Annotated in this window: 10 protein-coding genes and 1 pseudogene; 5 read left to right on the forward strand and 6 right to left on the reverse strand. The window is 71.0% G+C overall.

Annotated elements, in window-relative coordinates; genetic code table 11:
• Positions 1-141: 141 nt before the first annotated feature.
• The 3 genes from AQJ58_RS08725 to AQJ58_RS44295 all read right to left on the reverse strand — a co-directional run bounded on the left by AQJ58_RS08725 (position 142) and on the right by AQJ58_RS44295 (position 6,184).
• Positions 142-3,837 (reverse strand): LamG-like jellyroll fold domain-containing protein, encoded by a 3,696-nt coding sequence (locus AQJ58_RS08725; protein ID WP_420712143.1) that lies wholly within the window; start codon positions 3,835-3,837, stop codon positions 142-144.
• A 581-nt stretch (positions 3,838-4,418) separates the two neighbouring features.
• Positions 4,419-4,565, reverse strand: a complete 147-nt coding sequence (locus AQJ58_RS43780) for a hypothetical protein (RefSeq protein ID WP_199844547.1) — start codon at positions 4,563-4,565, stop codon at positions 4,419-4,421.
• 122 nt (positions 4,566-4,687) lie between these two features.
• Positions 4,688-6,184: a peptidoglycan-binding protein gene (locus tag AQJ58_RS44295; protein WP_067246953.1), complete on the reverse strand. Its 1,497-nt coding sequence runs from the start codon at positions 6,182-6,184 to the stop codon at positions 4,688-4,690.
• A 585-nt stretch (positions 6,185-6,769) separates the two neighbouring features.
• Here AQJ58_RS44295 and AQJ58_RS08735 point away from each other — a divergent pair.
• The gene (locus tag AQJ58_RS08735; protein ID WP_267892051.1) at positions 6,770-7,000 is read left to right on the forward strand and encodes a BTAD domain-containing putative transcriptional regulator; all 231 of its coding nucleotides are present in this window, start codon (positions 6,770-6,772) and stop codon (positions 6,998-7,000) included.
• Between the two features lie 190 nt (positions 7,001-7,190).
• Here AQJ58_RS08735 and AQJ58_RS08740 read toward each other — a convergent pair whose 3' ends face one another.
• The 3 genes from AQJ58_RS08740 to AQJ58_RS08750 all read right to left on the reverse strand — a co-directional run bounded on the left by AQJ58_RS08740 (position 7,191) and on the right by AQJ58_RS08750 (position 8,874).
• Positions 7,191-8,168, reverse strand: a complete 978-nt coding sequence (locus AQJ58_RS08740; RefSeq protein WP_067246958.1) for a Vps62-related protein — start codon at positions 8,166-8,168, stop codon at positions 7,191-7,193.
• A gap of 62 nt (positions 8,169-8,230) precedes the next feature.
• Positions 8,231-8,419, reverse strand: coding sequence for a hypothetical protein (locus tag AQJ58_RS43790; RefSeq protein WP_067246960.1), 189 nt, complete (start codon positions 8,417-8,419; stop codon positions 8,231-8,233).
• 71 nt (positions 8,420-8,490) lie between these two features.
• Positions 8,491-8,874 (reverse strand): P-loop NTPase family protein, encoded by a 384-nt coding sequence (locus AQJ58_RS08750; RefSeq protein ID WP_234359993.1) that lies wholly within the window; start codon positions 8,872-8,874, stop codon positions 8,491-8,493.
• A gap of 355 nt (positions 8,875-9,229) precedes the next feature.
• Between AQJ58_RS08750 and AQJ58_RS43260 the strand changes: the two genes are divergently transcribed.
• From AQJ58_RS43260 to AQJ58_RS08760, 4 genes and pseudogenes are all read left to right on the forward strand, one after another.
• A complete protein-coding gene (locus AQJ58_RS43260) occupies positions 9,230-9,433 on the forward strand; it encodes a hypothetical protein (RefSeq protein WP_159056220.1) in 204 nt (67 codons plus the stop codon).
• 401 nt (positions 9,434-9,834) lie between these two features.
• A pseudogene (locus tag AQJ58_RS44300) lies at positions 9,835-10,008 on the forward strand (DUF6338 family protein); the annotation flags it as partial.
• 309 nt (positions 10,009-10,317) lie between these two features.
• A complete protein-coding gene (locus AQJ58_RS08755; RefSeq protein WP_079078780.1) occupies positions 10,318-10,728 on the forward strand; it encodes an effector-associated constant component EACC1 in 411 nt (136 codons plus the stop codon).
• A 6-nt stretch (positions 10,729-10,734) separates the two neighbouring features.
• Entirely contained in the window at positions 10,735-14,634 is a 3,900-nt protein-coding gene (locus tag AQJ58_RS08760) for a caspase, EACC1-associated type (protein WP_067246964.1), read from the forward strand.
• The last annotated feature ends 19 nt before the right edge of the window (positions 14,635-14,653 follow it).

Below are 14,653 nucleotides of genomic sequence, written 5' to 3' on the forward strand. Positions count from 1 at the left end.
GATCTTGCTCTGACTCTGCGCCAGGACATGTCTGTCCTTCCCCCTGCGTGGTTGAGGGACCGGATCGCCCGTCGGGGCCGGCCATGTGCTTGTGAGCCGAGGGGCGGGCCGCGGCGAACACCGGGGCCCGCCCCGCCCTGCTCAGTCCCCGATGACGGTGTCGATCTGGTCCGAGCTCGCGACCGCACCGGCGAACAGGCGCACCTCCGCGATCCGGGCCGGCAGATGGTGACCCCAGGCGGAGTCCGCGTATCCCTTGCCGACGGCGAAGGTTCCCGAACCGATGACCCCGGTGAACGCCTTCGCGTCGCCGTTCTGGTTGTGTCCCAGATACAGACTGATGGTCCCGGACAGCGGATCGTAGGCACCGGTCAGCCGCACCGGGCTGTCGACCGCGGCCACCTCGTCGGAGACCACGGAGCTGAAGGTGCCGTCCTTGAGGGAGCCGAAGTGCCACTTGCCGACCGGGACCGTGTGCTCCTCGAGGGTGGTGTCGTCGAGCACGGTGTCCTTGCCGGTCAGCTCGTACCAGAAGCCCCAGGACAGGCCGTCGGAGTTCTGCTGGCTGAGCACCCCGCCGGTGTAGCCGATGTCCTTCGTCGCCAGCTTCGCGCCGTCCAGGGCCACGGTCGTGGTCACCGTGTACGCGCCGTTGCCGTCCACCAGCGGCCCGTTGACCGTGGCGGCGTCGTCGGCACCGTCGAGGACCATGTCGCCGTCGGTCAGGGCGGCCCCGCCCTCCAGCGTCAGGCTCTTGCCGTAGCCGGACGTGGTGTCGGGGATCGTGGTGCCGCGGCCCCGGGCGGCCTCCCAGTCGCCGACGAGTTCCAGGCCCGCGTAGCTCTCGGCGGTCAGCAGCCGCGATTCGTCGCCCACCTCCTTGGGCGTCAGGGCGCGCTGCCACACGGTGACCTCGTCGATGGAGCCCGTGAAGTTGTCCAGGTAGCTGTCCCCGTACATCACCCGGCCGATCTCCATGCTGCCGTCGGCCGACCAGGGTGTGCCGGCGTCCGCCGAGGCCACCTGCTTGCCGTTCACATACAGGTAGATCTTCTTGGCGGTCGCGTCGTACACGCCTGCCACGTGGGTCCAGACGCCCTTCGGCGATGCGAACGGCGCCTCGGCCTCCCGGGAGAAGGTTCCTGCCGTGGAGAAGACCCGCAGGCTCCACTTGCCGCCGTAGGAGATGACGAACGGGCTGTACTTCTTGGCCCACGGGCTGGCCGTGGACGGGGACTGGCTGACGAGCGACACCGTCTTCGTCGAGGACGGGTCCACCCAGGCCCAGGCCGAGACCGTGTAGGAGGACCTGGTCTCCAGGACCGGGCCCGTCGTGGACGCGGAGCCGGCACTGCCGTTGAGCACCAGTCCCTTGTCGGTGACCGGGGTGGCCAGCGGTTGTCCGGTGGCGTCATGGGTGATCAGGCCCCGGCGTCCGCGGTCGTCGCGTGCCGCGCCGGTGGCGGAGAGCGTGGCGGGGTGCCGGGTCGTGCCCGCCGTGGCGGTGTCGGCCGCCGCCCCGCTCGCCTCGTCGAAGTGGTACCGGGCCACCGGCCCGGAGCCGGCGGCGACCAGGAAGTCCACCGCGCTCCACGCCCCGTAACGGCCGACGTTGTCCTTCGCCCGTACGAACAGCGTGTAGGTGCCGGACGCGTCGGGGGTGACGGTCACCGAGGGGCTCGCGCCGCTCGCGGTGGGCCAGGTGGTCCAGGAGGACAGGGTGTACTGGTAGGAGACGTTGTTGGTGTCACCGGAGGCCGGGGCGAAGGTCCAGTTCCCCTTGACCCCGGGACCGCCCGCGGCCGCACAGGCGTTGGGGGTGCAGCTGCTGTACGGGCTGCCGAAGGTGATCGTGGGTGCCTTCGGTGCGGTCGGATCGACCTTGAAGTAGCACCAGCCGGTCGTCGAGGCGTTCGAGGAACCGGAGAGATAGCTCTTGCCGCTGTTGTAGTACGAGCGCACCCAGGCCCGGTAGCGGTACAGCTTGCCCTCGGTCAGTGTCGACCAGGAGATCGACTGCTTCACCCCGTCCCCGACGTAGCCGGTGGAGGGCCGCTCGTCGCCGTTGCCCGCCGACGTGTCGGCCCAGGTGCCGTCGGTGTTCTTCTGGTCGAGGTCGAAAGCGACCCGAAGCTGGGCGCCGCTCTCACCGCCCGACTTGGTCTGCGGGGTCGCCGTCAGCAGGGGCGTCGGATCCGAGACGACCGCCGGGTCGGACTCGGTCTTCGCGCACACCGTGCCGGTGCCCGTCACCAGCCCGACCGAGGTCGGGGTGCCGGGCAGCCCGACGAAGTCCACGGCCAGCACCGCGTCGTTGCGGAAGCGCTTCCAGGCGGAGGTGTCGGACTCGTCGTGGGCCCGGATCTCCAGGGTCAGCCGGGAGAACTTGCCCGCGGCGAAGTCCCTCACCGTCGGCGTAAGGTTCTCGTTCGTCTCCTCCGGGTTGTCGTTGAACTCGATCGGGGCGTCCGGGGAGTCCGGGTCGCACAGCGAGCCGCGCCCCGCCGAGACATACCGGTCCCCCATCCAGTCCAGCTCCTTGGGTCGTGAGGACCAGGTGGTGGAGGAGGAGATGTTGTTCGTCCGTACGAGGTCGACCCAGCGCGGGTCGCACTGGAAGGCCCAGGGCTCGGTGACCCGGAACGTCGCGTCCAGGACCTGCTTGCCCTTCAGGCTGCTCGGCGAGAACTCGAAGTACAGCCGCTGGGTGTAGCCGGGCCCGCAGTAGTACCCGCTCCAGGAGGAGCAGTGTCCGGCGCCCTTGCCGAGGTTGTCGTCGCCGTTGCCCCAGGCGTAGTCCTCGTAGCCGTCGCTGCGCAGCAGGGTGCGCTCCGACTCTCCCCAGGTCACGGTCGGGTCGATGAAGAGCGGGAAGTCCGCCGCCGGGGTGGTGGTGAGCAGGGCGGCATCCGGCACCACCGAGACGGCGTTCTTGGAGACCCGCACCTGCATCCGGGCGACCTTGTCGCCCTGGCCGGGCTCGATGCCGGAGCCCGAGGGGGCCGCCTGCTGCGGGTCGGCCGGTACCGGCGCCTTCGCGGAGTCCGTGAGCCGCTGGGCCGCGCGGTGCTGGGCTGCGACGGCACGGCCCGCCGAGTTCCACATCTGCGCCGTGGGCGCGCGGAACACGGTCTGGCCGGTCTCGTCGACGGCGGCCAGCGCTCCGGACGGGGTCCTGCGGACCGTCAGCCCGGTGCTGTGCAGGCCGAAGTCGAGCTGTTTCAGTGCCTTGTCGGCCGCCGCCTCGGGGGTCTTGACGACCAGGACGTGCTGGAAGCCCTCGACGGTGGCGGTCACCTTGAGGTCCACGTCCGGGAGCACATCGGGGTACAGCGCGCTCGCCCCGTCGAGCTGGGGTTTGGGGAGTTTCCCGGGCCAGTCGAGGGAGAGCGACCTGCCGTGTTCGCTGATCGAGACGAGCGGCCGGCTGCTGCCGCCGCTGGAGAAGTTCATCCGTAACGCGGCGGCCTTCGGGCCCACGGACCCGTCCGCGCGCCGTACCAGGGTCGCGTCGGGCTGCTGCCAGCCTCCGCCCGGCTTCGCCACCCGTACCGGAATCGAGGATTCTTCCAGGGTGAAGGTGGATCCGTCGGGGTTCGCGAAGACCGTCGTGCGCTCCGTGCGCTCGTCGGTCACCTCCACCCGGCGGCCGGACTCCTTCGCCTCGGCCAGCGCCCGCTGTCCTGCGGAGGGGGCGGCGGCCGGTTCCGCAGCGGCCGCCGGGGCGGCCGTGGAGGGCAGTGCGGTCAGTACGGCCGTCGCCGTGGCGACCGCTGCAGCCAGTAGACCCCGTGCCGATCCCGTAGCCGTGTGTCTGACGCGATGTCTGTGTCTCAACTTCCCCCACCTCAGCATCACTTATTGAGCGCTTACGCGCACTATCCATACGGGGGTGAAAGTTGTTGCACTAGTTGCTTCGATTTTTCGCCAACACTTGACCCAGGTGCAACAAACTTTCCAATAGAAGCCGTTGCCTCCGCTTGGACATGCGCATCGGACGACCCCGGGTGGAGTTGGCGCGGCTGGGCCTGACTCTGGGCCAACTCGGTCCGAGCGGCCAGGACTTCCCGCTGGGGTGGGTCTGAGCGAGCGGCGCCGCCTGGGCGGACTGGGCCTCGGCCTGGTTGGCCTCGGCCTTGCACTCGACCCCTTCGTCGGACGGCTCCGGGTGACGACGAATGCGGCCCACCTGACTCGGTGAGTGCGTGACGAGCACAGCACCCACCCTCCGCCGGCACCGGGATTCCCCTGGGAATTTTTCGGGGATTTCCGGCTGCATCAACGGGCACGGGCGTGAAACACCCAAAAGATCATTCACGCGGGGCACCCGCGACCACCCATCGGGGCAGGTCACGCCTTCCGCTGGTCTCTTCCGGGGCATCTGATGCGAGGATGCCACCGCACCCCTCCCTGACCTGCTACGCGGGGAAGCCGTGCTCCCGGGACGGCTCCCACACGCGAGCACCGTCGGTGTTGCCCTCCGGGACGCCCTGCGCCGCCGATTCACCGGCCTCGCCGCCGGGGCAGGTGCTCCAGGGGCAGCCCTTGCCGAGGGCCGCCGGCATCGACGCCTTCCACATCGGCGGGGCGCCCCGGCCCGGAGGATTGGGGGCAGCCCGTGCCCGCGGAGTCGGTGGCCGAGTGGCGGCGCGCCCTGGACGGGGAATGAGCCTCGGCCGGGCGGGCGTCAGAGCTTCGGGATCTTCAGCGCGGCCCACGTCTTGGGGCCCGGAATCCCGTCCGCGTCGCCCGCCAGCTCGGGCCGGGAGCGCTGGAAGTCGGCCACGTTGAGCCGGTCCGCCTCCGTCCATTCGGGTCCGGGACCGGAGGTGTAGTGCGTGCCGAAGCCGAGTTCCACCAGGCGCTTTCCGAGGGCGCTGACGAGGGGACTGCGGTGGCCGGCGCGGAAGATCGCCGTCCCGGGAAACGGCTCGTACCGCGGTGCCGACGGCTTCGCCGGGGCCGCCGTCGGCAGTCGCAGTCTCTGCCCCACCGCGATCTCGTCGGCGTCCTTGAGGGCGTTGAGGGACAGCAGAACAGCCACCGTGGTGCGGTGCGCGGCCGCGATGGACGTCAGGGTGTCGCCCGCTTTCACGACGTAGGTACCGGAACCGGCGTCCGGAGCGGTTCCCCCGTGGGCGGGGCGGGGCCTGCCGGGCACGATCTCGGTGTCGATGGCCCCCGGGTCCCAGTGGTCCTGGCCGGGGATCTGGGAGTGCCCGTAGTGGCCGCCCTTGTTCTCCCAGGTGATTCTGGGACGCTCCGTCGCGGCGGCAGCGGTGGCCGGCGGGGCCCCGACGGGCCACACGTCCGGGATGCCGTGCGCGCGTATCGCGGTGAGCAGCCTCCGGAAGTTCGGCTTGGCCTTCGGGTCGAAACCCGTCGTCCACGGAGAGGCGGCCCGTCCCAGCACCTCGATCTGGATGCAGACCTTGCCGGTTCGGTTCGTGCGGTGCGTGCCGTCGTTCTTCAGCGCTCTCGAGGACAGGTTCAGGGGCCCGAACTGGCCCAGCCGGTCGGTGACAGGGCAGTAGATCACCTGCGGTTCCACCCCGGCACGGACCAGGAAGGCGCCCACGGACGTGAAGTAGCCGGCGCCGGCCGGGGACTCGGTGGTGTGCCACACGGCACGCGGCGGCTCGAGCGGGGTGTCCATCGGTCCTCCGATGCGCTGCGCGCCGAACCGGATCACGCCGTCGATGTACGCCGGGCCCGAGGCGCCGTGAGGCGATCCGGCCAGGGTGCGGCTGTCGCTGCCCAGGAGCCCTGCGAGCCGGTCGCCGGTTTCGTCATGGGCCTCGGGCAGCGCGTCGGGCTCGGCCAGCGCGTCGGGCTCGGGCAGCGGGTCGGTCTCGGGCAGCGCGTCGGGCTCGGGCAGCGGGGCGGTCTCGGGCAGCGGGGCGGTCTCGGGCAGCGCGTCGGGCTCGGGTGCGGCGTGCTCGGCGGGGCCGGTGGGCTCGGCCGGGCCGGTGGGCTCGTAGACGTCCAGGTCGCCGTCGTCGCGCAGGACCATGAAGGCGCCCTCGTGCCGGGGGTGTTCCTTGACGTGACGCTCCGAGCCCGGAAGGGCGGCGATGGCGCGCACCCGGTCGACGTGCGCCTGGTCGACGGTACCCAGATAGGTGGTGGTGATGTCGTAGGTGTCGGGGTCCGGGTGGTCGACCGCGACGTGGAAGGTGGTCATGTCGGAGTTCCGTTCTCGGAGCTGGAGGAGGTCTTCCCGCTCATGCGGGGGAAATGAGTCAAGGGAGAGCGCGGGGCGCGGTGGCGGGATCGTTCAGGAGTTCCCGAACTGTCCGGCGGCAGGGAGTTCCACCGCGAACCGCATCTCGCGCGTCCAGGTGAACCGGCACGACCGACGGTCCGCCTGCGCTCACCACTCTTCCGCCGCCGGTTTCGGGCATGCCGCGGTCATCCCTCGAAGCACAGTTCTCCCAGAGTCCAGCCGCTGGCCGAACGGTGTCTCCCAGAGCTGCGGGCGTCACCGTACTCGGCAAGTGACCGGTTGGGGAAGGCAGTTGATTGAACGTGGCACAACTCGAGGTCACTCGGCCCGGACTTCCCCGCGGGGACTCTCGACTGCCCTGGCCGAGTTCGTCACGGTTGACGTGACCGAGTCCGTCGGTGCCGCGGGCGCCCGGTTACGCCACCCCGGCGGTAACCGGACTGCACTCGCCGGAATTACGGCTGCGCGAACTCTTGCCCGGCTGGGACGACGACTGGGTGATCTTCGAACGGGATCGGCTGCGGCAGCTCCGCCTCCCACCAGATCGAGGCGGCCGCAGCCGATCTGTGCGCTCTGGGCGACTGTGCGATGGCGCTCGACACCGCCCTTGAAGCCGGCCGCAGCGAACCACTGCGGGAGAGCGCGCGCCGCGCTGTGACAGCGGTTCGCCGGGCCGAGGGCAACTTCGCCGAGGCGCTGCACGAGTACGAGCGGTTCCGTGCTCTGCTGACCGACCAACTGGGCGGAGCGGGGGACGTGAAAAGCGGCCGGTGAGACCGGCCAGGCCGTGCCCCTGTGTGGCACCGGGCTCGGGAGCTGGGGCTCGCCGCTCACGGCCGGGTGGCATCCCTTTCTGCCTCGCAGACGGGACTGGGTGCCTCGGCGTATGACCGTCCCTGCGGCGAATCTCCCTTCGCCCCGGCCTCTCGAACCACCTCCGCGGGACGCGAGCGGACGGCTGGCGTCACCGGAGCCCGGGCTCGCCGTCCAGGGGCTGCATGTGCGGGTCGAACAGGGACTTCCTGGGCGGGCCCTCAGGGCCGTTGTTCAGTACGCATTCCCCGCTGAGGGCCTCGGAGAAGGTGCAGCCGGACTTCGGGTTGCCCCAGCGGCCGGTGTAGTTCAGCCAGGCCCATTCGCCGGTGTAGCTGCCCACGGGCTGCCAGGCGAACACCTTGAGTGCCTGCCGGGTGTCCCAGAGGGTGCCTGCGCCGGTGTCGTCGTTGAGGGTGTCGCCATTGGGCAGATTGCGGTAGGTGTGGCGTCGTGCGTCGGGGTACATGCCGTGCGATCCCTGCGCCGCGTAGACCACCGGCTGATCGCCGACCAGGGCGACCTCCGAGCCGCCGTACGGGAAGGTCTGTCCACCGTCGTGCTGGCCCATCGAGACCCGGTACGGCGTGCCGTCCACGAAGCGGACGGTGACGTGCTCCCAGTCGCCGACGTGGTTGCCGAACGTGGAGTAGCCCCCGACACAGCCCCAGCGGGAGAACCATCCGACGCAGACCCGCTTGCCGTTGTTGTACGGGAAGAACGTCCAGTAGTTGATGTCGGTGATGTTGGTCGGGTTGCCGTTGTCGGTGCGGTGTACGACCTCCGCGTAGGCCGGCACCGCGGTCTGACCGGGGCGCTGTCCGGCCAGGAACGGCGGATTCGTGCAGGAGTCGCAGCCCAGCGCTTGGTTGGTCACGAGGAACTGCTGGTTGGGGTTGCCGTTGTCCGCACGGGTCTCGAGGTGGGTGTTGGCCAGGAACGGCTCGACAGCGGCCGGGAAGTAGGACTCGTCCTGCTGAAGCCAGATCCGGGGCGCGTAGCGGCGTGCCAGCGCGTCATCCGCCGACGAGACCGAGGAAGTGGAAGCCGACCGGGTGGCGTCCTCTGCCGCCCGAGCGGGATGCGGCGACAGCACCGACAGCAGGGCGGCAGCGGCGACCGTCGCCAACAGACCGGCCCCCCAACGCCGTACGGAAGCCGACCGGTCTCTGTCTCTCGGTGAAGCGGTCATCAGTGTCCCCCTCGTGAGAAGTGGGTGAGCATGTCGTCGCTGAACCCCGGGACGACCTTCCGCATCCGGGCGCGGATGCCCGCCGCTTCCGGAAAGGCCGGGGCGTCGAGGGTCAGCGCGTTGTGCCATCCGGCGTATCCGCAGGTGGGCAGGGCGAGTTCGCCATAGCCGATCGTGACCCGCCCCACAGACTTACCAGAGCGGCCCACGTGCGGAAAGAACCATGAGGCGGCGGAAGTCCAGGGGTGCCTTTCGTCGCTCACCCGCAAGTGAGCCGCCGGCGAGGGACGACGGGGGTCAAGGGGTGGCGCGGCCAGTCCGACGGCAGCAGGGCCCACGAGCGGTGCTCCAGCCGCTCCGCGAACCGGACCGGTCGGGCGCCGCCGAGATGGTCCGGGGACAGCGGCACGATCCTGTCGCAGGTCGCCCGCCCGTCCCACCACACCGTGCCCGCCAGCGGCCCGGTCACCGCCAGTAGCGTGGAGAAGCCGCACCCGTGCTCCTGCACGACCACGGCACCGGCGGTCTTCACGTCCTCGAACTCGCCGACCTCGTCGTCCCCACTTGCCTGCGAGGTTGCTGAACTGGAGTCCCCGGACGCCGGCTCGCACATCATGACCCTCGCAACGTCCCCGGCAGCCATAAGGGACTCATGCCTTCCAGCCCACAGCACCCCGCACCCACCGGCGGCACCGCAACCACCGTTCCTCTGCCCGAAATCCCCATGCAGCAGCACGAGTCGGTCACCGAGCCCATCAGTGCGCCACCAGCTCGAATCTGTCACTATGTGATGTCTTCTTCAACATCACCTGGGGGCACGGGTCATGAGGACTACGGCGGCACTTGTATCTACGGCAGCCCTGCTGCTGACACTTGCCGCCTGTTCCGGCGGATCAGGGGACTCCGGCAGCCCGGCGGACAGCACCACGGCTTCCTCTGCGGCAGCAGGCACGGCCACCGCTGTGCCCTCGGCTGACGCCGAGGCGATCCGCGCCTGTATGGCAGGCATCACCGCGGTCGCCACCGGGGACTGGTCGCCGACAAACCCGCCGAAGACCCGTCCTGCCGGCTGCGAGTCGCTGTCGGACACCGAATACGGCTACGCCTACCGAAGCGCCATGGCGGCGATCGACCAAGCGGCGGGAGATGCTCTGGACGACATTCTCGAAAACGGCGGACTTCCCTCCAGCGGGAGTTCGTGAGCGATCCCCGGTTCGTCGCCCGTGCGGATCACCGACCGTCAGGCCGGACCCACCGTGCCTCGGACGTGGACACCGCCCCGCGTCCGTCCCCGCAACCCCGGCCTCGCCCACACCCTGCTGAACTGCGCCCTGATCGTCGTCCCTGCCACGGCCAGCCGCTCCGTGATCTCCGCATCGGACAGCCCTGCGTGATCAGCCTCAGCACCTCCGACTCCCCCCGGCCAGGTCGCCGCACGCCGCCCGCATGAGCGTGAAACGAAGATCGCGCGACTGCGCCGAAGCCCTGGGTCCGGACCCGGTCCACAGATACCTGGACGAGCGCGTACTCCGAGCGGTGACGGCGGGCATCGCTCTCGACACCGTCTGCATCCTGATCGCAGGCCCGTGGGCTCACGTCCTGGCTGCGCTCGCGAGGCAGTGGGTCGACCTCTGACCGACCACCACGGCCTGGGACAGGAATCTTCCGACGTCGGAGCCACTGCCTGGTGCGGGCGCGGCTGAAGAGCGGCCGCCGGCTGGGCGGGTACTACGGCGAAGACTCCTACACATCGAGTTACCCGGGGGCCGCAGACCTGTATCTGCAGACCGCTTGGGCGCTGTCTGAGGCCGGAGTGTTCGAACGCCCCCTGGAACGGGCCTGCTCATCGTGGCGCGGAAGGCGTCACGCCGGGCGGTCGCGCCGCACGTCGACGGGCCCGGCAAGACCGTGTGGGCGGAACGGTGACTGCCCACCGAGACACCCGCGCCGTCTCCGCCGGTCAGCCGCTTTCCCGCCAAGGCCTGACGGGTTTTCGGATACTCGGGCGCCCGCTGTCAGTACCCCCGGCTATCGTCGTCGGCCCATGCCTCCACCAGGAGCACGGCAGACCACAGGGGGACGCGCTGTGACCACCACGCCCGAGGACCGCACCGGGTACCGGATCTCCATCGTCGACGAGGACCCGTTACGTGCCCGAAAGGAGGCGCGTGAACTGCTCGCCGGGATCTCCGAAGCAGACCCGACCGCCGCCCTGGACACTCCCCGGCAGGGCACCACGGCCGGCGGCGGAACGGACAAGGGCGGGCCGTCGGCCGACACCATCAGCGTGCTGATCAGTGCCGGTTCGCTGGTCGCGTCCGGGGTGCAGATCTGGCTCGCACGCGTGCCGCAGCGGACGATCATCGTGAAGCGGCCGGACGGCGCGACCCTGCACATCACCGGGAAGGAGGCCCGCGAGGACGACGACCGGATCGAGCGCTTCCTCGCGGGTGGGCACGACGAGATCCTCGGCGGCGACGCCCCCACGGCGGGCTGAGCGGACGTGACCGACAACGACCGGTTCGCCATGCTCGTCGGCGTGTCCACGTACGACAGCGACGCGTACCACGACCTGCCTCCCGTGCGCGCCGACCTGCACTACATGCGGGCGGTGCTGCAGAACACCGAGATCGGCATGTACAACGAGTGCGAGATGGTCCCCGAACCGACTCGCGCGGAGATGCTGCACGCCCTTGAGTCGTTCCTGGAGGCTCGGCAGCCCAGCGAGACGGCCCTGCTCTACTTCAGCGGGCACGGGGAGTTCTGCGAGGACGACAACCAGCTGTACTTCCTGACCCGGGACACCGACCCGGGCGATCTGCCGGGCACGGCGGTCCCGGCGGAGTTCCTCGAGCGGATGCTCCAGTCGTGCCGGGCCGCCTCGAAGCTGGTACTGCTGGACTGCTGCTCCAGCGGTTCCGTCGTCCAGGGGTGGACCTCGAAGGGATCCGGGGAGGCACCCGCGCGGCCCGCGCCGAGCACCCTGCTGCGGCCCACCGGCGTGTACTTCATCACCGCCTCCGACGCCCTCCAGTCCGCGTCCGCGATGGCGCCGCCCGGGTCGAGCCTCGGTACGTCCCGGTTCACCGGTGAGATCGTGGAGGGCCTGCGCAACGGGCGGATCAAGGGCGGCGGCTGGATCACGCCGGACGACCTCTTCGACTACCTCACCGCACAGATGACGCGCGACGGCGTGCCGGAGGAACAGCGCCCCACCAAGTCCACGATCAGGGCCACACGCAGCCTGCCCTTCGCCCGGTCCGTGGCGCGCCCGGTGCACATCCCGGCACTCCCCGGCGACGCGGCGGAGGCCGGCCGGCGCTCCCCCGCCCTGCTGAAGGCGCGGGAGCTGGCAGCGCTGGACGCCCGGGACGGCGTCGACTGGCAGCGGCTGCTGCGGTACTACGCGCACTGCCTCACCGCGCAGGCCGCGGCATCCATGCGGCCCGACCGGGACAGCGGACGCGAATCGAAGTACTTCCTGCTGGGCCAGGGCGAGGAGACCATACAGTCCGGGCGGGGCTCCACCTTTCCCGCTCCGGGGAAGCTGCCCAGACCGCAGGGCAGGTCGGCCGGTGGGGACGGCCGGGACGCGGGGGCTCAGCAGGAGTACTGGTACGGCTATCCGGCGATCACGCTGCCCGTGCGGGACAGCGGGGCTCGCGGGCGCCGGACGTCGGTGGAACTGGCGCCGCTGCTCATCCAGCAGATGGAACTCGCCCCGGACGAGGAGGGCCGGGACGTGCTCCGGCCCAGTGGTGTGCCGTCCCTGCACACCGGTGTCGTATCGGAACTCCTGGACGCGGGCGACGCGGCCGACCTCGTCGCACGCTGGCAGCCGTCGTGGCAGGAGGGCAACGACGCGCAGATGCTGCTCGCCGTACGGGAGTTGCTCGACGCGTTGGGGCTGCCGGAGCTGGAGCCGCTGGACCCGTCGGCGCTCAGCGAGCGGACGGTGATGCAGGCCCTGCGGCCCGGCGCGCACAACGCGGCCGTCCTGCTGGTGCCTTCGGGTGTGGAGGCCGTCGCCACCCAGGCCCTGGTGGACAACCTGCTTCAGATCTCGACGCGGACCGGTCAGATCCCGGGCACCGCCCTGGACGCGCTGCTGAGCGGTGGTGAGGGCGCTGCGCGCGGCGCCTCCGTTGACGTGGTGGCTCCCGGACCGTGCAACGAGAGCCAGGAGTCGGTGATCTCCTCGGCCATGACGCGGCCCCTGACGGTGGCGACCGGGCCGCCCGGGACGGGCAAGAGCGAGGTCGTCACCGCTGTCGTCACCACCTGTGTCGCCGCCGGGCAGTCCGTGCTCGTCGCCTCCACGAACAACGAGGCTGTGAACGTCGTGGCCGAACGCTGCGACGACATCGCGCCCGGCCTGCTGATGCGGACCGGCAACGCCGAGGCGCTGGAGCGGGAGGCGGCGAAGCTGGAGCGGCTGCTCGGCGAGCCCGCCCAGGCCCCGCGACGCGGAGCGGCCACCGTGGGCGGGCAGTTGCGCAGCGCCCGTAGGACCGCTGACGGACTGCGGGCGGAGGCCGCGCACCGCGTCGGTGAAGAGGTACGGCTGCTGGCGCTGCTCGGGGAGCGGGAGGAGCGGGCGGCCTCGGTGGAGTTGCCGCTGCCCCTCCTGGAAAGTGTGTGGGCGGCCGACGAGGAAGGACTGTCCGCTCTGGGACGCTGGGAGGACCGGGCGCGGAAGGTGGCCGGGGCCCCTTGGTGGCTGCTCGGTGCGTGGCGTCGGGGGCGGGCGCTCGCCGCGCTGGTCTCGGCTGTGGCCGATGCCCCGGAGGGAGACCGTCCGAGCCGGGCGTCGTGGCCGGGGTGGGCGACCGGGCGGCCGGTGCAGGCCGGGCTGTTGGAGTCGCTGGCGGACGCGGTGGCCGTGGAACGGGAGGTGCGGGAGCTCCTGCCCCGGCACTCGGGATGGGACGAGGACGGGCTGCGGCGGTCGCGGCTGGAGGCGGCGGGCACGCTGTCCGAACTGTCGGCGGAGTTGTCGCGGGCGATGTCCGCCGAGGTGCTGACGAGGGCACGCGGGCTCATGGGGCAGCGGCTCCAGGCGCTCCGGGGCCGCTCGGGCTACCAGCGCAGCCAGAAGAACCTGATGACGCACATCAAGGGGTGGGCCATCAGCACCCACTCCGTGCGGCAGCTCGAACTCACCCCGAAGCTGTTCGACCTCGTCGTCATCGACGAGGCGAGTCAGTGCTCCATCCCCTCGGTACTGCCACTGCTGTTCCGGGCCCGCCGGGCGCTGATCATCGGCGACCCGATGCAGCTGGGGCACATCCCCGGCGTGTCACCTCAGCAGGAACAGCAGGCGCGGCTCAGGGCCGGGCTGAGCGCGGCACAGCTGGAGGACTACCGGCTGACGTACCACGTGTACTCCTCGTACCACGCGGCCGAGCAGCACGGCGACTCCGCGCTGCTCCTCGACGAGCACTACCGCTGCCACCCGCGGATCGCCGACGTCGTCAACGGCTACTGCTACGCGGGCCAGTTGCGGGTGCTCACCGACGTACGGCGGCAGGTCCCGGCTGTCGACCCGGTGGGGGCGGCGGAGCCGGCGCCGGTGCTGGGCTGGGTCGACGTAGCGCACGGTGAGTCGGCGCGGGGCGGCGACGGGCGGTCCTGGCGCAACGAGGCCGAGGCGGAGGCCGTACGGCGGGTGGTGGACGAACTGCTGGCGCGGCTGCCGCAGGACGCGACGGTGGGCGTGGTCACGCCGTTCCGGGCGCAGAAGGAGGCGCTGGCGCGGGTGTGGCGTGACGACGACCGCGTCCGGGTCGGCACGGTGCACGCTTTCCAGGGTGGGCAGCGCGATGTGATGGTGCTGAGCCCGGTGGCCACGCACAACACGCCGCCGAGGACGACCCACTGGGTCGCGAGCCAGGTCAATCTGTGGAACGTGGCGGTGACCCGGGCCAGGTCTCAGCTGATCACCGTGGGCGGTCACGCCTTTTGGCAGGGGCAGAGCGGTCTGCCGACCCTGCTCGCGGGGCGTTCGGTGCCACTGGGGGCTGAGGCGGGCGAGGACGGTGTGCCGGTGGCGACGGCGGCCTCGGTGACCGGGTTCCGCGAGGAGCTCGCCGACCGGCTCCAGGAGTACCTCACCGAGCGGGGGCTCACCGATCTGGAGCGGGCGGCGACGGTCGGCGGACAGCCGGTGGACCTGCTGTTCACCGAGGCCGGGGAGAACACGGCGGTGCTGGTCGACCCAGGCCCGCAGCACGGCGGCGACCCGGCACGGCATCTGCGGCTCATCCACGCGCGGGGTGACCTGCTGACCGGGCTGCCGTCCGGGGGCTACGGGGCGAAGGCGTGTCCGGTGGGGCGGACGGTACGGGTTCCGGCGTGGCGGATCCTGGCGGGTGAGGAGGCGCTGGCGCCGCTGTTCGACTGAGCGCGGACGTGCCGCTGTC

This window comes from Streptomyces sp. DSM 15324, assembly GCF_001514285.1.
In the GTDB taxonomy this organism is placed as follows: domain Bacteria; phylum Actinomycetota; class Actinomycetes; order Streptomycetales; family Streptomycetaceae; genus Streptomyces.